Genomic DNA, 22,705 nt, shown 5'->3' on the forward strand with positions numbered 1-22,705 from the left:
CTTGTTAGGCTTCGGCTAACAAGGGGGTGTAAGTTTTCTATGGTCAAAACCAAGGCTTCACTTGATCATCAGTCCCGGTTTCTCCGAGCCCGCAGGGTACAGCAGGACCCTTGTCCCCTGCGAACTGCTCTCGATCAGCATGGACAGCCCCATCTCCCGCGTCAGGAAGCCGATGATCGCGAGGCCAATCCCGGCACCCTTGCCGCCGGAAGACGACTGCATGCCTTGGCCATGATCGGAAATGACGATGGCCGTCCTGCCCCCGGCCGTCTCAGTTGCGATGCCGATATACAAACCGGAATGGGCATGCCTCAGCACGTTCTGAAACAGGTTATCCAGAATCCGCCGGAACCACTGGATATCGACAAGCCACCACAGCGGCTCTTCCTGCAGCGAGACATCCACCTCGAAGCCTTCTTTTTCCCACAACGGATACCAGGCGGCCGCGCTTTCCCTCACGATCCGGAGCACATCTGCCTGCACCGGCTGCAGGGTGTATCTTCCGCTCGTCAGAAGATTATACGACAGCAGGTTATCGATCAGCCCGCCCAGATCACCGAGCTTGGCTTCGGTCAGCTTCAGCAGCTCCTGTCCCCGATCGGACAGGGCCTCCTTTTGCAGCGTATGGACATGGCCCCGGATGACGGTCAGCGGCGTACGCAGGTCATGCGACAGGTTGGCGATCAGCCGCTTGCGCAGCTCCTCCTCTTCCCGTTCGCGCTTTAAACTTCGGCCCAGCTTGGCCACCATCCCGTTAAACGCGTTCTCCAGCTGTCCGATTTCATCCTCCCTTTTGACCTGGATCGGCTCCGGCAGTCCGTTCTGACCCTGCACCGTCATGGCATACTGCAGGCTCAGCAGCCGCCTTCTCATGTTCACGAAGAACATCCATGAGACGGCGACAAAGGCCAAAAACATCAGCAGAATAAGTACATATACGAAGTAAAATGTCCGGTCTGACACCGAGTCGCTGCGGGTGCTCTGCACTTCCTTCGGCACCTCGATGACCATAAATCCCTTGCCCAGAGACTCTGCATCCCCGATAAAAGCAACCACCGTAAACTTCCCGTAGGATTCCCGGTACTTCTTCATATAGGCCATCGCATCCGACGCGCTCCACCGCTTCGGAAGGTCCAGCTTGCTGCCCCCCGGCTCCCTGAGGTTGCCCTGCCCGTCAACCCAGAACACGGCCGCCTTGTCGTACTTCTGGCTAAGCTTTTTTAGCCTGGCATCGATCTGCTCCGGGGTTTTGTCCTTCAGCTGCTTAGCTTCCTGATGCCACGTTCTCTCAAGGCGCAAGCCGGTGTATGGATTTTCCCGCTCCGGCTCCGAGGGAAACAGCGGATCGATGATATTCAAGTTGACGAGCTGATATCCGATCAGCGCCGCAGGAAACACCACCGGAATAAAAAGCAGCGCGATGACCATAATTAAAAGGTATCTCGACAGCAGCGAACCGCGGAACTTTCCGCTTCTGCCCGTCTTCATGCCTTGATGCGGTAGCCGACACCGCGGATCGTTTCAATGATTTCGGGCGCGGCCGGGTCACGTTCCAGCTTCTCGCGGAGATAGCGGATGTGCACCATCAGCGTCTTGTCTCCGTCGAAATAAGGCTCGCCCCACACGCCCTCATAGATCTGCTCTTTGGTCAGGATCTGGCCAAAATGCCGGAGCATAAACTTGAAAATTTGATACTGCTTGCCGGTCAGGATGATCTCTTCCCCGGTCTCGCGGTTCACAATCCGGTTCTCCCGCTCGTGTACCGACAAGTGCTTCAGTTCCAGCACATCGGACGCGACCGATCCCGACCGGCGGAGCAGCACTTCGATGCGGGCCGCCAGCTCGTCGGGGTGAAAAGGCTTCGTGAGGTAATCGTCGGCAAACTGCAGCCCTTCCAGCTTGTCGTCGATGGACGTCCGCGCGGACAGCATCAGAATCGGCAGCTCCGGGTACGCCTTCTTCAGCCTTTGTCCCACCGTAAATCCGTCCAGGCCCGGCAGCATGACATCGAGAATAACCAGCTTGCTGTTGGCCGCGAGCTCCGCAGCCCTTTCGCCGCTGCGCTGCCATTCCACCTGATATCCGCGTTCGGTCAGGTCCCGGCAGACCCATTCGCCGATCTCGGCGTCGTCTTCGATATATAACAGTGATACGTTCAATGATATCGTTCCTTTCTGTCTGTTTCAGGCCTAAGCTTCCAAGGTAATTTCATTGTGATTATACCCTATTTCGCTGGAAGAGGAGGAGCGTTCACTGATCGGCCGCACAATTTTACAGGTTGAAGCCCAGAAGGAATCATGCTATATTTTAGCTACCTGAGCACGGACGTTTCCTTAACCGATGTTCTCAGTATTTCAATTTAAAGGCTATGTTACCCTAAATGAAGGTACAACCTCGGGCTGAAGTAATGGACCCTGGTTGTGCCTTTTTTGCGTGAGGAGGAAAATGAGATGCTGCTGGAAGCTGTGTACCACCGCCCCAAACTAAACTGGTGTTATGCCTATGACGGACGTACCATCCACCTGAGAATCCGCACCAAACGAGACGACGTGACTTCGGTATCGGCCATGGCCGGAGACAAGTACATTTGGGAGGAGTCGATGGAGTATATCCCGATGATCAAGCTGGTTTCCGACGAACTGTTTGATTACTGGGAATGCGAGGTGACGCCTCCCTACCGCCGGCTGAAATACGGATTTCTGCTCGAGGACGGCAAGGAAAAGTACTGGATGACCGAATACGATTTCCTTCCGGAGCCGCCAGAGACGCCGGACCGTTTGTTCGAGTATCCTTTCATCAATCCGGTCGATATTTTCACCGTGCCGGCATGGGTGAAGGACGCGGTCTTTTATCAAATTTTCCCTGAGCGCTTCGCAAACGGCGATCCGTCGCTGGATCCGAAAGGAACGCTGCCCTGGGGCGGCGAGCCTGAGCGGGACAACTTCTTCGGCGGGGATTTGCAGGGGGTGCTCGACCACCTGGATCATTTAAGTGAGCTGGGCGTCAATGCAATTTATTTCACGCCGCTTTTCAAGGCGACGACCAACCATAAATACGATACCGAAGATTACTTAACGATCGACCCCCAATTCGGGGATATGGAGCTGCTGAAGAAGGTCGTGGCCGCCTGCCACGAGCGGGGCATCCGCGTGCTGCTGGATGCGGTGTTCAACCACTCCGGCCGGACGTTCGCCCCTTTCCTGGATCTTCGGGAAAAAGGAGAGCAGTCGCGCTACAAGGACTGGTTCCACATCCGCAAGTTCCCGATCGGCGTGGAGGACGGCGTACCGAGCTACGACACGTTTGCTTTTGAGCCCCTCATGCCGAAATTGAATACCGAAAACCCTGAAGTGAAGGAGTACCTCCTGAAGGTCGCGGAATACTGGATCAAGGAAGCCGACATCGACGGCTGGCGCCTGGACGTGGCCAACGAGGTCGACCATCAGTTCTGGCGCGAGTTCCGCCAGGTCGTAAAACAGGCTAAACCGGACGCTTATATTCTCGGCGAAATCTGGCACGAGTCCTCACCTTGGCTGCAGGGAGACCAGTTCGACGCCGTCATGAACTATCCGTTCACCAACGCGGCGCTCGATTTCTTTGTCGACGGAATTACGGACGCCGAAGGATTCGCCAATGCGATCGGCAAGCAGCTCTCCCGCTATCCGCGCCAGGCGAACGAAGTGGCGTTCAACCTGCTGGACAGCCATGATACGCCGCGCCTGCTAACCAAATGCAAAGGGAACAAGGATAAAATGAAGCTGGCCGCCCAGTTCCAGTTCACATTCCCCGGAACCCCTTGCATTTTCTATGGGGATGAGGTCGGCCTCAGCGGCGGTCAGGACCCGGAATGCCGCCAGTGCATGCAGTGGGATGCCGCCAAGCAGGACCAGGATCTGCTGGCGTTCTATAAGGACCTGATCGCTCTGCGTCATCAGTACGGTGCGCTCCGCACCGGAAGACTGACGTTCCTGTCCGCGGAGGAAGGAAGCACGCAGCTGGCTTACTCCCGCGAGGACGAGAACGACAAGATCGTCATTCTCATGAACAATTCGGCCCAGGAGGATACCCTCTCGGTCGACGTGGAGGAATCAAGCTGGACGGATATCCGCACAGACCAAACCGCGTCTGCCCGCCAGGGCAAGCTTCAAGTAAAGCTGCCGGCATACGGCTGCGCCATGCTTAAAGCGGACAAATAAGAAGCAAGGGACCCCGGGTTTCGTACCTGGGGTCCCTTATTTTTCGCCATATAGCTTTACACAAAATTCCGCGTATCGTTGTTTCTGCCGAACTTGTAGGTCGCGATGAGGAAAAATACCACCGCGAAGGCAAACAGAATCGACAGGTTAAACCATACCCCGGCGAAGCCTTCGCCGGACTGCAGCTTCTCGATCGACTGCAGCACCCAGTTCTGGGGCAGGAAGTCGGACACCCGGCGGATCGCATCCGGCATGATGCTGATCGGGAAGAAGCAGCCGGAGAGCAGGCATGTCGGTGTGACGATCAGGTTCGAAAGCGCGCCGGCCATGGCGGAGCTCTTCGAGAAGGCCACGATCACCAGGGAGATGCTCACCGATACCAAGGAGAACAGCAGCAGAATGCCGAACATCTGTGCCACCGGCATGCCCGCATCGATCCGGAACACGACGCGCATGAAGAACAGGACGATCACGATCTGCGCCAGCATGACGATCAGATTCATCAAGATGTTGGCCATGACGTACGTCCTGGCGTTAATCGGCGAAGATAGCACCCGGAAGTACGTGCGGTTCTCCCGGTTTTTCAGGATAAGATCCGACAAGCTCACTGCCGAGGTCATCATAAACATCAGCAGAAAGCCGATGGACTGGTAGGACATCTCCTTCGTGGTCGACGTGTCATTGACAGACTCGGAGGTGACCTTGAAGTCCGCCGAACGGTATCGGTCATACAGCTGCTGGAACTTCGCGTCGTTTCCGGCCGAAATTCTGCCCATAGCCGCCACGTTGTCGATATATCCGTACAGCATAGATTTCATATACGCCGTTACCTGGGCGCCCTTCACCGACTGAATCGCGATATGGTCCGGGCTGCCGCTCCGAACGCTCTCCGAGTAGCCGGACTCGATGATCAGCCCGCTGTCGAGATCGCTTGCGGCAAGCTGATCCTGCAGCTCCTGCTGGGTCACGTTCACGACCTTGACATGGTCGAGACCTTGAACAAACTGAACCGTATCGGCTGCGATGGTTTGCCCGTCATCCCCGTTGACTACGCCAACCCGCAGCTCCGTTGTTCCCTGCGATCCATAGAGCAGCAGGGAAGCCAATATGCCAGCGATCGGCAGCCCGAAGTACAGAATCATCGTGCTGCGTTTGCGAAATGTGGCCCGGAGTGTCCGGATCACCAAAAACCAGATATCCTTCCACATGTTACAATCCCTCCCTGCGTCTCATGACGGCGATGGATGCGCCCAGAAACAGTATGGCAAAACCGATATACAGGCCGACCGCCGGCCAGGCAGCGGATACGTCGTTTCCGTAAATCACCTGGGTCAATCCATGATTTCCCCAGCGGATCGGAGACAAATTCACGAGAAATCCCATGATGCCTCCCCCGGCTTCGTCCCCGATCGGAAAGTACGCTCCCCCAAAGAAGGACATCAGCTGAACGATCAGAGAGACAATGCCCCGCGATGCGCTGCCTTTGAGCAGATAACTGAAGGCAAGGCCCAGGCTCAGCGCCATGATGACTTCCGACAGCAGCACGATCAGGACGATGCCCATATGTTCCCCCCAATACGCCTTGAAGACGTACTTGCTGAAGACGATAATGACGATCACGAACAGAAAGTTGGTCACGATGCCGCCCAGCACCTTGCCGGCAAATATCTCGCTTTTGCGTACAGGCGCCGTCACCAGCCGCACCGCCGTTCCGCGCAAGATTTCCCTTTGGATCAGCCCACCGGCCGGCATGGCCGCCCACATACCGACCATTACCGTCAGGGCCAGCGCGTAGTAATCGATCGACCCCGGCGTCCGGTCCGCGTTGATCGACAGTTCCTTGATGTAGTCCGACCCGGCTCCGCCAGCAAACACCGCCTGAACCTGGGCAGGCTCGGTCTGCGCAACCGCCGCAGCCGCATTGTATTTATCGGCAAAGGATGTCAGCATCCCCTGCACGATATTGCTCTCAATCGTACTGCGGCTGCTGCCGTAGAGGGAAATCCCCTGCCCGCTCAGCTCCACATAATCCACGTAGCGGTTGTTCTCCACTTCGGTCCGGCCGTTCTTCCCCGCCGGGAGCGAATCGAACGTGATCCCCGATTTTCCGGCCTCCTTGGTAAAGGCAGTAAACGCTTCGGACAGCGGTCCTCCTCCGGTGGTGTCCTTCACGACCACCTTCAGGTCACCGACGCTCAAATCGCCGCTGAATGCGTTCGTAAGGGCCAGGCCCAGAATGAGCATCAGAATGATCGGAAAGCCAAGCATAAATATCAGTGTGCGCCGATCCCGGAAATCCTGTTTGATTTCTTTAAATGCAATCGATAAAATATTCACCTCATGAACCTCCTCCCCGCTTAAGCGATTAATCCCGTAAATTTCTTCCCGTCAAGGTCAGAAACACCGTCTCCAGATTGGGCTCCTGCTCTTCCACCGAGCGGATTTCCATCCCGTCATCCATAAGCTGCTTCAGAATCCGGTTCAAGTTGTCGACCGCCGCGTCGCTGTGAATCCGGATCATGTTCTCTTCCTGCAGCACCGTCCGCACGCCCGGAATCGCTTTGAGCGCCCCTGCCGCCGCAGGCTGCGCCGATTTCACTTCGATGCGGATGTCTTTCACGTCGGTAATCGTTGACTTCAGCTGCTCCTTCGTGCCCTCGGCGATGATTTTGCCATGATCCACAATGGCGATCCGCGAGCAGATTTCCTCGACTTCTTCCATATAGTGACTCGTATAAATAATCGTACAGCCCGATTCATTCAAATTCCGCACCGAGGTCAGGATATAGTTCCGCGACTGGGGATCGATGCCGACGGTCGGCTCATCCATAATAATAAGCTTCGGCTTATGAGCGATCGCGCAGGCGATGTTCAAGCGCCGCTTCATTCCGCCTGAGAAGTTCTTCGGAAGGCTCTTCGCCTTGTCGCTGAGGCCGACAAATTCGAGCGCTTCCTCCGTCCGTTCTTTAAGCTGGGTGCCGCGCAGACCGTACAATCCGGCAAAGAAGCTCACGTTCTCATACGCCGTCATATCTTCATAGATCGCCAGATCCTGCGGCACGATGCCCAGGTTCAGCTTGGCGAACCGGCTCTGCTTCGTGATGTCCCGGTCCAAAATCCGGATTTCCCCGCTGCTCGGGCGCAGCAGTGAGGATACCATATTGATGGTTGTGCTTTTGCCGGCGCCGTTGGCCCCGAGAAAGCCGAAGATTTCCCCTTCCCTTACCGTCAGCGACATATTGTCCACGGCGACGAATTCGCCGAATTTTTTGGTCAGCCCCCGAATATCGAGCACGTTCATTTCATCCCACTCCGTTTCGTTGTCCTTTTAACAGATCGACAGGGCGGCATGCATCTCGCCCGCTCCATCTCTTGATGCTCTTATCTTAATAAAAAAGGATGACCTTATGTCAGTGCATAAGTTCATCCTTGATCCATGAGAAAATTCATGTCTTTACCCGTGGGGGCATAACCGGTCATATGAAATTTATCATTCCCTGCCGTACGGAATCAGCGTAGTGACCGTGAAGCCCTGGGAGCCGTCGGCGATGACCGTGCCGTTCACGGATGCCGTCCGCTCTTCCATGCCGATCAGGCCCAGGCCTTTAACGATCTTGGACGAGCCTTGGCCGTTATCGGAGACGACCGCTTTGATGAAGCGGTTCAGCACGCGGATTTCCACATGCACCGAAGTAGCCCCGGAGTACTTGGCGCTGTTGGTCAGCGCCTCGGTCACATTTTCATAGATGATCTTCCATTGGAGAGGGGTGATGATTTCCATGTTCCCGTCATGAACGACAGAGGTCATCATCCCCGTTTTGCCGCTAAAAGCTTCAACAGTCGTTTTCAGGCGGCTCAGTCCGAGCTGTTCCACTGGGGGTTTGTTGTTCTTCAGCGTGAGGCGGATTTCCTCGATGGCTTCCTTCGAGATGCCGATGGCGTTCTGGAGGAGATTCTCCGCGGTATGGGGGTCGCTGTGCAGCAGCCGCTTAGCGGCCTCCATCTGGATCAAGGCCCCGGTCATGGCATGCCCGATCCCGTCGTGAATCTGCTGGGTTAACCGGCTGCGTTCCTCCAGCTTGACCATATATTCCGAGGCCCTGGCGAAGTCCCTGTTTTCGTTCAAGCTCCGGGCCAGCCGGTGCATATCCTTGCGTATCAGCTCATTTTCGTCTTCCTGGCGGACGATCCTGCCCATATACTGCCGGACCAGCACATAATTGAAATAGCTCAGCGCGGCCGCGAACATATATAGAACCATCATCGAATCCCGCAGGAAGATCAGCGGAATCAGGATAACAAGGAGCACGACCCCGTTCTTCCGGGGATAAAACGTGGCCAGCTCATAACATCCGAAGGGCAGCAGCAGCGTGAAAAAGGGATGATACATCGCACAGCCGATCAAAAACAGCTCGATCAGCACGATGGCTCCCTGCTTCAGCCGGCTGCCCTTCACGATATGCAGCACCAGATTCAGCGCCGAGTAAATGAGAAACACCAGCACGATCCACGGGTCCGGTTGGGCTGCCGTAAAATAGGTGGCGATCACGACAAAGAGCAGCAATATCGTTTTGTTGCCGACGGTCCACAGTTCCATACAATCCGCCGCCTACCGGACCTTGCCGGTCAAATAATAGATGGCGATCTGGGTGCGGTGCGACAGCGCCGTTTTGTTCAGGATCGATGTAATATAGTTGGCCGTGGTCCCTTCCGAAATAAACAGCTCTTTGGATATTTCCTTATTGGACAGCCCCTGGGCGATCAGGGACATCACTTCCAGCTCGCGCTCGGTGAATACGCTGCGGTCAAACGGGCAATCGGTAGACGAGGCTCCCTTAGCCTGCGCCGCCGATGCCGCCGATGCGCCCGATGCTCCCGTTGTTCCCCGGCCAGATGTACTCCCCGCGGTCGCAGACGCTCCTCTCCCGCCAGCCTCCTGCACACCCGCTTGCGGAGCTCCGCCATGTTCCTGATGGGCACCCGATTCCGTCCTTCTCCCCTGACCCGCAGGCAGTCCGTCCATCACCGACTTCAGCTTATCCAGCACTACGTCCTGCAGCACATTATTGCCGCTGTACACGCTCTTGATCGCATCCCGGATGCGCTCAGGGTCATTGTTCTTCAGCAGATACCCTTTGGCGCCGTAACGGATCGCATCCAGAATGTATTCGTCGTCATCAAAGGTCGTCAGGATCAGCGGCTTGGTTCCGGTCTCTTCGGTCAATATTTTGGTCGCTTCCACCCCGTTCATATTCGGCATCCGCACGTCCAGGAGCGCCACATCCACCTCGTGGGTCCTGCAGTAGTCCACCGCTTCCTGCCCGTCGTTCACCGTAGCCAGCACCTCAAACTCCCCGAACGTATTCAGGATGATCTTCATTCCTTCCCGGATAAACGAATTATCATCCGCAATCAGCACTCTAATTTTCATGCCAGGCCTCCTTGTCGAACCTATTGTACCTGATGGCCGGCCTGGATTGGAAGGAGTTTCTAAGCGGCAAAAAAAGCCCCTCTGCGAGGGGCTTATAACGAACGGTTACCATATGACGAGAAAAATAATAGCGGCCAGCACGATCCGGTACACGGCGAACGGTACCAGCTTGATGCGGTTGATGAGCTTCAGGAAGAAGCGGATGGCGATCAGCGCCACGATAAACGAGCTGATAAAGCCTGCCAAGAAAAACGGCATCATATCCATCGTAAAATACTCCCAGTTCTTCAGCAGCGACAACCCGCTGGCACCGAGCATAATCGGCACGGCCATAATAAACGTAAAGTCGGAAGCCGCCCGGTAGCTCATGCCCATCAGAACCCCGCCGGAGATGGTAGAGCCGGAGCGGGAGAAGCCCGGCCACAGGGACAGGCACTGAACCAGTCCGATGCCAAAGGCCTGCCCGTATGTAATCTGGTCCACCGTCTCGGCTTTCGGACGCTTCGGCCGCCATACGTCGGCCGCGATCATCAGGAGCGCCCCGATGACCAGCCCGATCAGCACCGTCCGGGTCGAAAACAGATGCTCGTCAATATAGTCATCGAACAGCAGGCCGAGCACGCCGGCCGGAATCAGGCCGACGATGACCTGGGTCAGCTTCAGGCGTCCCTGCGCCCGGCTGCCCCCTGCCTCCGGCTCTCTTCTCCGCAGGCCAAGCAGGTCGAGAAACCGGCTCCAGAACACGACGACCACCGCCAGGATTGAGCCCAGCTGAATAACGACTTTAAAGGTATTAGCTACGGGTGAAGCCAGAAACTCCCCGGTCTTCAGCCACATATCGTCCACGATAATCATATGCCCGGTCGATGATACCGGGGCGAACTCCGTCAATCCTTCGACGATCCCGAGAATCACCGCTTTAATGATTTCCATCAAATCCAAAACGTTTCACAACTCCTTCAGTTTACTTTTCAACCCGCATTCCCCGCGCGCGGCGGAGGTACAGGAACAGCACGCATACAATAACCAGGCCGATCACGGCGTATGCGGCATGTGAATACACGTCCATATAGTGCAGAATGCTCTCCCAGGAATCCCCCAGGGCCGCCCCCAAATACACGAGTACTGTGTTCCAGATCAGCGTTCCGACGGTGGTAAAGAGCAGAAACAGACCAAACTTCATCCGGGCCATCCCGGCCGGAATCGAGATCAGGGACCGCACGAGCGGAATCATCCGGCAGAAGAACACCGTAAAGTAGCCGTAACGGCTGAACCACTTCTCCGACTTGGCGATATCAGAGGATTTGACCCGCAGGATGCGGCCCCATTTGGCCACGATCCGCTCCAGGCGGTTCACATCCAGCAGCAGGCCGATGCCGTACAGAATGACCGCTCCGATCACGGAGCCGACTGTAGCCGCCGCGATGACGCCCGGGATGGCCAGATGCGATTTCGTTGTCATAAAGCCCCCGAACGTAAGGATCAGCTCCGACGGAATCGGGGGAAATATATTTTCAAGGGCAATAATGAGCGCAATACCGACATAACCGAACTGTTCCACGACGCTGGTAATCCACTGCTCCATGGAATTCCCTCCCATACGGTTTATAGTGAAGCCCTGCGTTAAATCAGGGTCTTTCTTACGTTCCGCAAATAGTTGTAACGGATGAAGAAAAAATACGCCACCTGGGCCGTAACGAAGCACGCCAGCACCGCGCCCATTTCCCATGCGATGGAGAGATAATAGAAGCTCTGCAGCGCCATGAAAGCGAAAATACTGTGGAGAGCGGCTAGTAATATCGGCACGAAAAAGAGCATCGCGAGCTGTCCGGTCACGATCCGGTTCAGCTCCCGGTCCGTCAGTCCCATCTTGGCGATCGTGTCGTATTGGCGCCGGTCGTAGTCCAGGTCCGCATAGAGGCGGAAATACAAGAAGCTGCCCGCTGCGATAAAAAACACCGTCCCCACCAGCAGCGCTGCAAACAGCATCGCCCGGTAAGACGTCATTTGCGTCACATACAGCGTGCCGCTCACCGTCATCGCGTACGGCTGTCCGGCGTCATACCGGACTTCGCCGCGCGGCGCGAGCCGCTCTCCAAGGCCCAGCGTACGCTCGAAATCGTCCACGTAGAATCCGGTATACCGGTCCACTGACACGGGAGACGTCAGACGGTCAAACAGGCGGTCGCTGACGACGAGGCCGCTGAAATCGCCCTCCCGCTTCCATTTCATCTCCCGCAGGACATGCTCAGGCACGGGTACCCGCGACGTGTACCCGATCTCCCGGATTTGCAGCCTCTCTTCCGCCAGCGTATAGACCTCCATCTCCCGGATCCGGGTGTAGGTACGGTCGCGCTCGGAACTGATCATCACCAAGGCGTCAATGCCCTCCAGCGGCTTCTCCAGGTCGCTGTTCCCGGCGGCTTCCACCGCCTGCTTGTAGCTGGAATAAGAGATGACCGGAAGCAGCGCGCGGTCCCCTTCACCGGCTGGCAGGCCGACCTGGATGTTTTTGACCGGAAAGCTGACGATCGCTGGACTGAGCCCCTTCGCGCGAAGTTCGTCCTCAAGCTGCTGCACATGCTGCGCTTCGAGAGAATTTCCTCCCTTGGACAGATAGCTGACCGCTGCCGGGTAGTCCTCCCGAAACTGGCCGGAGAGCGTATTAATGGAAGCAAACACGCCGACAGCACAGAACGAGACCGTCGAAATGATCGTCACCATGAAAAGCATGTTCGCGTTGTCTTTGAGCCGGTACGCCAGATTGGAGACCGTCACGATATTCGTCTTTTTCCAGAAAAAGAGCCTCCGCTTCTGCAGCAGCCGGACGACCCATACGCCAAGCTGGGTGTACAGGAAATACGTGCCGGCGATGGTCATGATGACGACCGGTAGCATGCGGATGTAGATCGTATTCACCGTGGTCGTCGCGGCCAATGCATAGGATGCGAGCAGCAGCACGGCCGCCAGCAGCGACTGGATGCCGGACGTCCGCGGCGGCGTCTTCGGCCTTTGTCCGGACTGAAACAGCTCGATGAGCGTCCGGTTCCGGAGCATGACGGAGGTGCAGACCGAAATCAGCAGGAACAGCAGTACGAATGCGCCCGCTGTCATCGCCAGCGCCTGCCAAGGCAAGTAAAACGGAATCGGGGCCATGCCAAAGGCACGGGAACCGATCATCAAAAAGAGCTTGCCGGTGATTAGGCCGGCGGCCATACCGGTCAGGATAGCCCCGAGGCCGATCAGCATGTTCTCCATCAGGACCATCCGGTTCAACTGTCCCTTGGTCATCCCGTGCATCAGCAGGATTCCGATCTCCCGCTTCCGCGAGGTCAGAAAGGAGCCTACCGAATACAGCACGAAGAAAAAGGAGAACAGATACATGATGCATTCGGCGGTGATCATCGTCTGCATTACGATCGGATAGATCAGCTGCCCGCGGATATAGGGGCTGAACAGGAACAGGGCGCAGATGAAGAAGATCATGACCGAGAAGGCGCTGCTGAGGAAATAAGCCGCATAGGTCCGCTTGCTGCGGGCGACGTTTCTATAAACGAACTGTAGAAAGGACACGGCTGTCTCCCCCCAGCAGCGACAGCATGTCGATGATTTTCTGGAAAAACGCCTGCCGGTTGCTGCCCTGATAGATTTCGTTATAGAATTTGCCGTCCTTGATAAAAATGACCCGGTGGCAGAAGCTCGCCGCGACCGGATCATGGGTCACCATCAGCACCGTCGCCTGCTCCTGCCGGTTCATCTGATCCAGCGTCTCCATGACGTCCTTGGACGCCTTGGAGTCGAGATTGCCCGTCGGCTCATCCGCCAGAATCAGCGAAGGCCGGTGGATCAGCGCACGTGCGATGGCCGTCCGCTGCATCTGTCCCCCCGAAATCTCGTAGGTGCGCTTGTCCAGAATCCCGCGAATGCCGAGCTTCTCCGCCACTTCCTCCAGCCTGCGCTCCATCTCCCGTACGGGCACCCCGTCCAGCGACAGGGACAGCACGATGTTCTCCCCGACGCTCAACGTATCGAGCAGGTTGAAGTGCTGGAACACGAAGCCCAGCTCGCGCCTGCGGAACAGCGCGGTCTGTTTGCGGCTCAACTGATGCGGGTTGGTCCCATTAATCCAGACTTCGCCGGCCGTCGGCTCGTCGATGGTCGCAATCACGTTGAGCAGCGTGGTCTTGCCGCTCCCCGAGGGGCCCATCACACCCACGAATTCGCCTTCGGTCACCGCGAACTGGATATGGTCGAGCGCCTGCAGCGGTACGCGGCCTTCATAGATTTTCGACAAATGCTTCACTTCCAGAATCGTCACGTGCTCCAGGCTCCTCCGCTTTGATTTCTGTCATAGGCTTATTATAGGCAGTGCCTGCTTCAGCCTGCCATCGCGCAACATTACACTAGCTTACACATTTGTAAGCTTGAACCTGATCCGGACGGTCGTTCCCCGTCCTTCCTCCGATTCGATCTCGACGCCGTGTCCCATGCGGCTGCAAATCTGCTTGACCAGGTACAGTCCCATCCCGGTCGATTCCTGGTACAACCGGCCGTTCTCACCGGTAAAATACGGGTCGAACACGCGCGGCAGATCCCCCTGCGGAATGCCGATGCCCTCGTCCTGGATGTCCAGAACCGCCTCGCTGCCGCTCTGGTATCCGCGGAACCGGATTTGCCGGTGCTCCTCCCCTGCGGAATACCGGACCGCGTTCGTGACCAGCTGGGTCATGACAAAGGACAGCCACTTCTCGTCTGAAGTAATCCGAAGCGTCCGTTCGAACTCGATGACAGGAAAGATACGGCTCCTTATAAACAGCCGGCGCTGTGAGGACGTCACCGAACGCACTACCCGCTCCAGATCCAACTCCTCCACAAAAAAATCCTTTTCGAACGTGTCGAGCCGGGCGGTGTACAGCACCATGTCCAGCCCCTTCCGAAGCCGGTCGAGCTCATCGCCGATCGCGGTGAACTCCGGCTTGTCCTGATGCTGAATGATCAGATGGATGACCGACACAGGCGTCTTCATCTGATGTACCCACTGGTTGATGAATTGAATATGGGAATCGAGCTTGTGCTTATACTGCTGCAGCTCGGTTTGATAGCGGCGGTACTGCCCCTTGATCAGACGGTGCAGGCTCAGGGACAAGGGAGTCTGCTGCTTGTTGTTCAACAGCTCCTCCGTCGTCGGGGACGGCGCGGACAGCCGCGCATAGAAGGTCCGGTTGCGCCAGTACCGGATCAGGAGGTACCCGGCGAACAGGAAGCTGCTGAGCAGCGCCGCATATAGGCTGACCTCGGCGTTCCGGTACCCGTCCAGCCGGTACACCAGCGTGATGAGAAATAATTGCAGAATATAAAGGGCGATAAGCGGGGCTTGGTCTCTCAGATACAGCTTCATGCTTCGTCCTCCCAGTTTGGAAGCAGCCGGTAACCTTGGCCCCTGACGGTCTGGACGGCATCCTGCACGCCGAGCCCCGACAGTTTTTTGCGGACGCGGGTGACGTAGACGTTCAGGGTGTTGTCATCCACGAACGACTGGTCGTCCCAGATCCGGTCCAGCAGCCGGTCGCGGCTGACGACCTGCTCCTGGCGGGTGAGCAGTTCCTCTAATATTTTGGCTTCGGTATGGCTGAGCTCCACCTTTTGCCCGTTTAAGGTCAGAGAGAGCCGGTCCACGTCCAGCGTAAGCCCTGAGACCGTGACGGACCGCGTCTGCTGGGATGCGGCATACGAACCGTACGCCCGGCGAAGCTGGCTGCTGATTTTGGCCACGGCGATTTCATAATCGAACGGCTTGGTCAAATAATCGTCCGCCCCGTTTTCCAGCGCCATCACCTGGTCCATCTTGCCCTCCCGGGCCGATATGAAAATAATCGGGCATGTCGACAGGCCGCGAATTTGCCGGCACCAATAGTATCCGTCGTATTTCGGCAAATTGATGTCGAGCAGCACCAGGTGAGGATCGTAGCTCCGGAAGTCGCTCAGAACCGCAGCGAAATCCGTCACGGAACGCGTGTCATATTCGAATTTATGCAAATGCTCCTCCAGCAGGCTGACAAGCTTCTTGTCATCTTCGACAATGAAAATTTTAAACATGACGAAAAATCTCCTTTGGAAAAGTAAAGGTATCTTCTCACTCCTTTGGTATTGTACCATGTCCGGACTGCCGGGCCGAATTCCAGACTGGAATGCCATAAAAAAGGAGCTGCAGCCCCAAAGGGCGCAGCTCCTTGTCTCAAACGATCCAATTGCATACATTCACTGAAAGCAGACCGCTTGCAGCGAAAATCTTGTTACCGAATATGGAATGGTCCAGCATCGCTGAGGCCTTGATTCTCTTCAGTCAGGTGCTCAACCGGTGAGCCCGAAGCAAGTGCTGCACCGGCACTCTCATGGGTCTCATGACGACTCTCCCGATCATGCAAAGTACATTTCGGCTGCATCGAGCTCGCGGTTTCCGGATACCTGATAATCCTCCTGGAGGAGAACACCGTCCTCATCCTGCAGCTCGATTCCCCGGCGCTGCAGCTCCGACATCAGCAGGGCCAGAAATTCAGGGTCCAGTTCCAACTGCTTGGCCAGCATCACGCATTCCAGCAGCTGTTCATCAGACAAGATTTGCATTTCAATCCCCCCGATCTTCCAAGGTTCCCTAAGAATCCTGGAGATCTTCCAGGAGGAAAGGAACCCTTAATGATGAGTAACCGATTTTGCGAGGAAAATGGGCTTACCCTATTTAAAACCAAGTCAGCCGGTTTGTAAACGCACTTTCATCGGGATGAATGTTTTCCATAAAAATATCAATTCGTCAAATTAATCCCTAATTAGACAAAACTTTACTTCCATTACGCTTAATTACAAAGATACCAAATCCGTGCTTAAACGGTTCAGCCGCTCCACGCCGTTCTCCGTAATCAGAAGCATATCCTCAATCATGATGGCTCCAATCCCGTAGCCGTAGTAAGGCGTCTCGATGCAGACGACCATGTTCGGCTCAAAAACCGCCGTCTCGGACGGGCTGATGAACGGCCCTTCCTCCGCGGCAAGGCTCAGCCCTGCGCTATGCCCCAGATGGCCCCGGTTGTACTGGCCCAGCCCCGCCGCACGGATGACGCTCATCCCCTCTTGGAATGCCACTTTCATTGGCATCCCGGGCTCGATCGTCTGCAGCAGGCGGTCATGCCCGCGCCGGAGCGCCTCATAGATCCGCTTCGTGACATCCGCAGGCTCGCCCAGCACGAAGGTGCGGGCGATGTCCGAGCCGTAGCCGGCCACCTCGACGCCTACGTCAAACTTGATCACGTCCCCCGGCTGGCTTGGCCGGGTATCAAACACTTGTACAGGGGCAAAGTGGTCCCCGACCGAAATCATATGGAACCGCGGCGTCGACCCGTCCGGATTCCGCATCAGCGATCTCCGGAACGCATCCACGATCCCTGCGGCAGAAACGCCCGGCTCGATTTCGCGGACCGCATACTCGACGCCTGCTTCCGCATAAGCGCATGCCCGGCGCAGCTGCTGAATTTCCCACGGCGTCTTGATCGCCCGCAGCCGCGTGAAGATCGGCCCCGCCTCGGCCAGCTCGGAAATGTCCGGGCACGCCTTGCGCAGCGCCATCACGGAAGAATGCCGCATCAAATCCAGCTCGGCCGCAATTCGCCCCCGGGAGATGCCGTACTCCTCCAGCACCTGCTGAAGGACGCCGAACATCTCCTCCGCCTGCGGGGACACCGGCCGCTTCCCTTGATAGCTGCCGCCTTTCAAATGAAGCGGATCATCCACATCTACCCAAGTAGGGTAGGTGCGAACCTCATACCGCTCGGAATCCCCGGCAAACCCGGCGGCTTCGAAATCGTTCATGATGACGACTGCCTTCCGCCCGGGATCGCGGAAATGAACCGCCAGCCCAACCTCACTCATGCGCAGGGTATACATAAAGGCACTCTGATGCCCTGAGAGATAATAAAAATTTTCGCTGCTGGTCGCGACCAGCGCGTCGATATTTTCACTGTCCATGATCCGCCGTACCCGCTCCGAAATCATGTCCAGATGCTGCTGATGATCATTCATGCTGCGCTTCAACTCCTTCGGATCAGGCTGTCCTGTCTCCGTATTTCCGTTCTTAAGTCCGTGTATCATCGTTTATATTCCAGCCTTAGACCGGCTCCTGCGCCATCTGGCGAAGGAACTTGCGCGCCCGTTCCGTCTTCGGTCCGGCAAAGAAATGCTCCGGCGCCCCTTCTTCCTGAATGATGCCTTCGCTCATAAAGACGATCCGATTCGCCACTTCCTGCGCGAATTTCATCTCATGCGTAACGACGACCATCGTCATTCCTTCCTCCGCCAGCTGCCGCATCACCTGCAGCACCTCGCCGGTCAGCTCCGGATCCAGCGCCGATGTCGGCTCGTCGAACAGCATGATCTTCGGCTCCATCGCCAAAGCGCGGGCGATCGCCACCCGCTGCTGCTGCCCACCGGACAGCCGCGAAGGATACTCGTCCCTCTTCTCTGCTAGACCGACTTTGCCAAGCAGCTTTTCGGCAATTTCAACCGCCTGCTCCTTTGGCATATTTTTCACCGTCATCGGGGCCATGATCACATTGTCCAGGACGGTGAGATGAGGGAACAGATTGAACGACTGAAACACCATGCCCGTCAGGCTGCGCAGCTCGTGGACCGCCTTTTTTCGCTCTTTGGCGCGCATCGCAGCTTCGATGTGGACGCTGTCGATGCGGACCGAGCCGGCATCAGCCTGCTCCAGGCCGTTCAGGCACCGGAGCAAGGTACTTTTGCCCGAGCCGCTGGGTCCCAGGAGCACCACGATTTCGCCCTGCCGAATGTTCAGGCTCACATCCTTCAGAACCGATAACGATCCGAAGCTTTTGCTTAAATGGCTGACTTCGATCATGCCTTCTCCCTCCTTAATAAGCCTTGGACAGCTTCCGCTCAATGACGTTCAAAATCGCCGAAAAGCCTGTGCTCATCACCCAGTACATGACGGCGATAGCAAGGTAGAACGGCATCGCCACGTAATACTGGGCGATCAGCAGCTGCGCCGAACGCAGCAGCTCCGTCACCGTAACGATGGACACCAGCGATGTTTCCTTAAGCATCCCGATGAACGTATTGCCCATCGGCGGAATCGCCGTCCGGGCCGCCTGGGGCAGAACGACCTTGCGCAACGTCTGCCATGGCGTCAGCCCCAGAGACAGCGCCGCTTCGGTCTGCCCTTTATCCACGGACAAGATCGCCCCGCGGATAGTCTCAGACAAATACGCACCAATATTAATGCTAAGCGAAATATAGGCGGCCGTCATCGGCTGCAGTGCAATCCCGTAATCGGGCAAGCCGTAGTAAATGATGAAGATTTGCACGATAATCGGGGTTCCGCGGATGATGGACACATATACCCTGGCGATGCCGGCGATCAGCCGGTTTCCTTTTAACCGGGCGATGGCTGTGAACAGTCCGATAAACAACCCAAAAAACATGGAGACGATCGTGATGAGCAGGGTGTAGTAGGCTCCCGTAAACAGAAAACCCAAATTATCCATTACCAATTTCATTTAAAACGGCCTCCCACAGCTGTAAGACTCATAACTTAGAAGCTTGGATCGACGCCAAACCATTTTTGGTGGATTTCCTTCAGCGTTCCGTCGGTCTTCATTTCGTCCAGCGCTTTGTTGATTGCATCCAGCAGTTCCGGATTGTTCTTGCGCATCGCGACACCGGCATAATCGTCCTTGATGGAATCGCCGACCGCTTTAATCTTCAGATGGTTCTGGTCGATAAGAGGCTTCAGGGCGAACATGTTGTTGATCGTTGCGTCAATCCGGCCTGTGTTCAAATCCATCAGAGACGAAATGACGTCGTTGTATGTCGCGATTTCGAACTTGCCGACTTTCGGCATCGCTTCGTCGCGCAGGTATTTCTCGTCATTGGTGCCAAGTCCGACACCGATCTTCTTGCCTTTAAAATCGTCGATCGACTTGATCGTATCGTTGTCACTCTTCACGACCACATTCACAGAGTTCTTGATGTAAGGCTCCGAGAAGTCCATCGTTTTCTTCCGGTCATCCGTGATCGTCACCTGGCTGATCAGCACGTCGTATTTACCCTGCTGCAGACCCTCGATCAGGCCCGAAAATTCGCCGGTAATGAACTCAGCCTCAACCCCGAGCTTCTTGGCGATCGCTTTGGCGATGTCGGCGTCGTATCCGTCTACTTCCTTCTTGTCGTTCAAGAAGTTATACGGGGCATACGTACCCATCAAACCTACCTTGATTTTTCCGTTCTTCTTGACCTGCTCAAGCAGATTGCCAGCCGACGAAGACGCCTGATTGCCGCTTCCACCGGAAGCATTGCTGCCCGATGACGCCGAATCTTTGCCGCAGCCGGCCAGTACCAAAGCGATAACGGCGATCAGCGACAGCGACATAAATAGTGATTTGACTCTAAACTTCATTTCTATAATCCCCCTTAGAATAGGTTCTAATATTTAACCGAGCAGCCCGCGGAACTCGAACCGGGCCGTTTCTTCGGCAATCTGCGCGGCGGTGTACACCGGCTCGTAGTCCACGTCATGCAGCGGACCGAACAACCATTTGGTCAAAACGCCTGTGATGAGCGACACGAGAATGTTCACGCGCAGCGAAACGTCCGTAAACTGCGGCAGCATACCCAACTCAATAGCGCGAAGCACATTTTTCTTAAAGGCCTCTTCAAAGGCGATCCACACTTCCGATACCGCCGAACGGACCTTGGGATCGGCGCCCTGCCCCTTGATCAGCAGAAAGGCCATCAAATTCCGGTTTTCATTGGCAAACTCGAACAGGTTGGTCAGCAGGTTGGCTGAGGAATTCACCATGTCGTCTACAGATCCCGCATGCTTGCGGTATCCCTGTTCAATGACCTCGACCAGCCTGTCCCGACCGTTCTCCACCAAACGGATGGCCATCTGCTCTTTCCCGTCAAAATACCAGTAGAACGTCCCCTGCGAGACGCCGGCCGCCTTCACCACTTCCGATATCTTTGTATTATGGTAACCTTTGCGTGCAAACAGCTCGAGGGCGGCCTGCCTCAGCTCCTGCTCGCGCTGCGGTTCTTCATTAGTTTGCGATGGCAGAATCAGGACCCCTTTCATCACTTGACTGACGAGTCAGTTAATTTAATTCCGATGGGTTTACTATAGTATATGAAGCCTTTGGGGTCAAGCGTAATTTCTTCCTCGCCAGCAGCTCTGCGCCTATTGAGAAGCGTTGAAGAAGCAAAAAAAGAGCTGCTTAGCGCAGCTCCTTTCAGACGATCAATATTCCCGGGTTATAGGCTAATAGCTCCTCTTTAATCTTGTTGTACCTTTTAAACGCCATGGTGCAGCATTTGGAGCCTTTATGGATTTCCGGCTCAAAATACGCCTTCTTGTACACGCTGTCGATCAGCATAATTCTGTCCACGTTGACGAGGTTCCGGTCTACGTTGCGAAACGTATACCCGCTCGCGCTCAGCATGCCGGACCAGTATTTAAGCGTGCCGTTCATATAAAACTGCTCTTCCATCGTATGAACGACAACCCGGTCTGCCGGAATGCTGAATTCCATGAACAAAATATCGTGTACCCGAAGATTGACGATGCCTGATTCCCCTTCAATATCTCGTGAAACCGTAAGATATTGCATCTGAATCAGCTCCTCCATTTCACTTCAGCAGTTCCTCTGGCGTCTCACCGCTGTAAATATACACAGGACTGGCAACACTTACGAGATACACAGCTACCAGCGTTAATGCCGAAGCAATGGCTGTGAATGTGCTGTGCTTAACTTTGCTGATCAGTGACATGGCGTTTCACCTCCTTTCGGTGGATCAGGCTGAGGGCTTGGACGAAGAAGACGACGGCAAGCGTCTGCGACTGGATCAGGACGTTGGCCAGTACAATGAGGACTCCGATCACCCGCAGTTTGGAGTAATGCCTGCGAGGTATTCTGGATTGCTTTTCGATTTTGCACGGAGCAAATACAGCCACAAGCACCATGCTGAGAACGTTCAGTACTTGAACATAGAAGGCGGACAGCTCGATGAACGACACCAGGGTGAACAAGGCGGTGGTGACAAGCACGCACCATTCCCCGGTTTTCAGATGAATACCGCCCGTGAATTGGCGCAGCAGCGCAAATCCGATCAGCGCTGTCGCCGCGCGGTCCATATACCCTGTGAAGAACGCGATCACCAGCGTGAGGGCGATGATCAACACCACGTTCAGAATGACGGCAATCGCATGTTTGAGGATGTTCACCGAGGATTTATGATCCGGAACCTGCCGCTTGATCCCTTCAGCGATTCGTACGGCGGCCGTTTCAATCAGCATGGATATCCTCCTCCTCCTTGCGGATGGTGTAATACAAAAAGAGGCCGAACGTGCAGGCGAAAAACAGAACGTTGATCCATACCTTGTTGTAATAGAAAATAAATTCCACCGAGACGAGCGTGACCATAATCAGCAGCACCAGCACGATGTGCTCTTTCTTGAAGCGCAGCCTCTCAAAGTCAAAGGCGAACCCGATCCCAAACTTGTACATGAGCCACGATACCCCAAGTCCCGTTAACGCCGAGACGACCTGCAAGCTGTAAGAGTTAACGTCCGTGGCGCTGGCTTCCTGAACCGATCCGAACAACCAGAGCACATAGACGGTCTGGATGAGCGCATACAGCGCATAACCCAGAATTGTGCAGATGGCCGACCAGGCCAGAGGGATCTTCATCACGGTCGTATACAGCAGAATGTAAATCAGAATCGTGATTAACGGTGCTGAAAACGACAGCGACAGCTCGTCCCTCATCACATAGCTCTGCACATTCGCCAGCAGCGTGACACACAGAGCCTGCCACAAGTAATCCGAGGTTTTGAACCTAAACAGCGACATCGTCAGCGAATAGATCGCAAATGTCTCCAGCGTTGAAAAAAACATGAAGCCGAGAGCTTCCACCTAACTTCCTCCTACTACCGTACCATTCCTATGTTTGACTTTTCTTCCGTTATTCTCACGGTTCACAGGCGGCGGCCAGCATCCATACGCCGAGGGAC

General features: G+C 55.7%; 24 protein-coding genes. 1 reads left to right on the top strand and 23 read right to left on the bottom strand.

What is annotated here, in order from left to right:
• Positions 1 to 57: 57 nt before the first annotated feature.
• Positions 58 to 1,488, bottom strand: coding sequence for a HAMP domain-containing sensor histidine kinase (locus tag BCV73_RS26770; RefSeq protein WP_089549185.1), 1,431 nt, complete (start codon positions 1,486 to 1,488; stop codon positions 58 to 60).
• Positions 1,485 to 2,159, bottom strand: a complete 675-nt coding sequence (locus BCV73_RS26775) for a response regulator transcription factor (RefSeq protein WP_089549186.1) — start codon at positions 2,157 to 2,159, stop codon at positions 1,485 to 1,487. Before BCV73_RS26775 ends, BCV73_RS26770 begins: the two co-directional genes overlap by 4 nt.
• 291 nt (positions 2,160 to 2,450) lie before the next feature.
• Between BCV73_RS26775 and BCV73_RS26780 the strand changes: the two genes are divergently transcribed.
• On the top strand, positions 2,451 to 4,196 hold the full coding sequence (locus BCV73_RS26780) for an alpha-glycosidase (RefSeq protein WP_089549187.1): 1,746 nt from the start codon (positions 2,451 to 2,453) through the stop codon (positions 4,194 to 4,196).
• Positions 4,197 to 4,252: 56 nt separating this feature from the next.
• On the opposite strand, the gene BCV73_RS26785 is transcribed toward BCV73_RS26780, so the two are convergent.
• The 21 genes from BCV73_RS26785 to BCV73_RS26885 all read right to left on the bottom strand — a co-directional run bounded on the left by BCV73_RS26785 (position 4,253) and on the right by BCV73_RS26885 (position 22,607).
• Positions 4,253 to 5,404: an ABC transporter permease gene (locus BCV73_RS26785; protein WP_089549188.1), complete on the bottom strand. Its 1,152-nt coding sequence runs from the start codon at positions 5,402 to 5,404 to the stop codon at positions 4,253 to 4,255.
• Between the two features lies 1 nt (position 5,405).
• Positions 5,406 to 6,533 carry an ABC transporter permease gene (locus tag BCV73_RS26790; RefSeq protein ID WP_089549189.1) on the bottom strand — a complete coding sequence of 376 codons (1,128 nt, stop codon included), beginning with the start codon at positions 6,531 to 6,533 and terminating at the stop codon, positions 5,406 to 5,408.
• A 28-nt stretch (positions 6,534 to 6,561) separates the two neighbouring features.
• On the bottom strand, positions 6,562 to 7,497 hold the full coding sequence (locus BCV73_RS26795; RefSeq protein WP_089549190.1) for an ABC transporter ATP-binding protein: 936 nt from the start codon (positions 7,495 to 7,497) through the stop codon (positions 6,562 to 6,564).
• Positions 7,498 to 7,686: 189 nt separating this feature from the next.
• Complete coding sequence (locus tag BCV73_RS26800; protein ID WP_089549191.1) at positions 7,687 to 8,793, bottom strand: sensor histidine kinase; 1,107 nt, start codon at positions 8,791 to 8,793, stop codon at positions 7,687 to 7,689.
• 12 nt (positions 8,794 to 8,805) lie between these two features.
• Positions 8,806 to 9,627: a response regulator transcription factor gene (locus BCV73_RS26805; RefSeq protein WP_089549192.1), complete on the bottom strand. Its 822-nt coding sequence runs from the start codon at positions 9,625 to 9,627 to the stop codon at positions 8,806 to 8,808.
• Between the two features lie 105 nt (positions 9,628 to 9,732).
• On the bottom strand, positions 9,733 to 10,560 hold the full coding sequence (locus BCV73_RS26810) for an undecaprenyl-diphosphate phosphatase (RefSeq protein ID WP_179232162.1): 828 nt from the start codon (positions 10,558 to 10,560) through the stop codon (positions 9,733 to 9,735).
• Positions 10,561 to 10,591: 31 nt separating this feature from the next.
• The gene (locus BCV73_RS26815; RefSeq protein WP_089549193.1) at positions 10,592 to 11,212 is read right to left on the bottom strand and encodes a DedA family protein; all 621 of its coding nucleotides are present in this window, start codon (positions 11,210 to 11,212) and stop codon (positions 10,592 to 10,594) included.
• A gap of 38 nt (positions 11,213 to 11,250) precedes the next feature.
• A complete protein-coding gene (locus BCV73_RS26820) occupies positions 11,251 to 13,200 on the bottom strand; it encodes an ABC transporter permease (RefSeq protein WP_089549194.1) in 1,950 nt (649 codons plus the stop codon).
• A complete protein-coding gene (locus tag BCV73_RS26825; RefSeq protein ID WP_089549195.1) occupies positions 13,175 to 13,945 on the bottom strand; it encodes an ABC transporter ATP-binding protein in 771 nt (256 codons plus the stop codon). Before BCV73_RS26825 ends, BCV73_RS26820 begins: the two co-directional genes overlap by 26 nt.
• 90 nt (positions 13,946 to 14,035) lie before the next feature.
• A complete protein-coding gene (locus BCV73_RS26830; protein WP_089549196.1) occupies positions 14,036 to 15,025 on the bottom strand; it encodes a sensor histidine kinase in 990 nt (329 codons plus the stop codon).
• Entirely contained in the window at positions 15,022 to 15,723 is a 702-nt protein-coding gene (locus tag BCV73_RS26835; RefSeq protein WP_076172731.1) for a response regulator transcription factor, read from the bottom strand. The genes BCV73_RS26830 and BCV73_RS26835 overlap by 4 nt, the downstream gene beginning before the upstream one ends.
• A 321-nt stretch (positions 15,724 to 16,044) precedes the next feature.
• Entirely contained in the window at positions 16,045 to 16,251 is a 207-nt protein-coding gene (gene sda / locus BCV73_RS26840; RefSeq protein WP_089549197.1) for a sporulation histidine kinase inhibitor Sda, read from the bottom strand.
• 231 nt (positions 16,252 to 16,482) lie between these two features.
• Positions 16,483 to 17,697: a M24 family metallopeptidase gene (locus BCV73_RS26845; RefSeq protein ID WP_089550418.1), complete on the bottom strand. Its 1,215-nt coding sequence runs from the start codon at positions 17,695 to 17,697 to the stop codon at positions 16,483 to 16,485.
• Between the two features lie 85 nt (positions 17,698 to 17,782).
• Positions 17,783 to 18,535, bottom strand: coding sequence for an amino acid ABC transporter ATP-binding protein (locus BCV73_RS26850; protein ID WP_089549198.1), 753 nt, complete (start codon positions 18,533 to 18,535; stop codon positions 17,783 to 17,785).
• 13 nt (positions 18,536 to 18,548) lie between these two features.
• A complete protein-coding gene (locus tag BCV73_RS26855; RefSeq protein WP_089549199.1) occupies positions 18,549 to 19,193 on the bottom strand; it encodes an amino acid ABC transporter permease in 645 nt (214 codons plus the stop codon).
• Positions 19,194 to 19,228: 35 nt separating this feature from the next.
• Complete coding sequence (locus tag BCV73_RS26860) at positions 19,229 to 20,092, bottom strand: transporter substrate-binding domain-containing protein (protein WP_089549200.1); 864 nt, start codon at positions 20,090 to 20,092, stop codon at positions 19,229 to 19,231.
• A gap of 33 nt (positions 20,093 to 20,125) precedes the next feature.
• Positions 20,126 to 20,770 (bottom strand): TetR/AcrR family transcriptional regulator, encoded by a 645-nt coding sequence (locus BCV73_RS26865; RefSeq protein ID WP_089549201.1) that lies wholly within the window; start codon positions 20,768 to 20,770, stop codon positions 20,126 to 20,128.
• A 154-nt stretch (positions 20,771 to 20,924) separates the two neighbouring features.
• Positions 20,925 to 21,302, bottom strand: coding sequence for a LytTR family transcriptional regulator (locus tag BCV73_RS26870; RefSeq protein ID WP_163880297.1), 378 nt, complete (start codon positions 21,300 to 21,302; stop codon positions 20,925 to 20,927).
• Between the two features lie 19 nt (positions 21,303 to 21,321).
• Positions 21,322 to 21,462, bottom strand: coding sequence for an AgrD family cyclic lactone autoinducer peptide (locus BCV73_RS26875; protein ID WP_089549203.1), 141 nt, complete (start codon positions 21,460 to 21,462; stop codon positions 21,322 to 21,324).
• A complete protein-coding gene (locus tag BCV73_RS26880; RefSeq protein WP_256993011.1) occupies positions 21,440 to 21,988 on the bottom strand; it encodes an accessory gene regulator ArgB-like protein in 549 nt (182 codons plus the stop codon). The genes BCV73_RS26875 and BCV73_RS26880 overlap by 23 nt, the downstream gene beginning before the upstream one ends.
• Positions 21,978 to 22,607: a hypothetical protein gene (locus tag BCV73_RS26885; protein WP_089549204.1), complete on the bottom strand. Its 630-nt coding sequence runs from the start codon at positions 22,605 to 22,607 to the stop codon at positions 21,978 to 21,980. Before BCV73_RS26885 ends, BCV73_RS26880 begins: the two co-directional genes overlap by 11 nt.
• Positions 22,608 to 22,705: the final 98 nt, after the last annotated feature.

The sequence above is a fragment of the Paenibacillus sp. SSG-1 genome (assembly GCF_002224835.1).
In the GTDB taxonomy this organism is placed as follows: domain Bacteria; phylum Bacillota; class Bacilli; order Paenibacillales; family Paenibacillaceae; genus Paenibacillus_AQ; species Paenibacillus_AQ favisporus.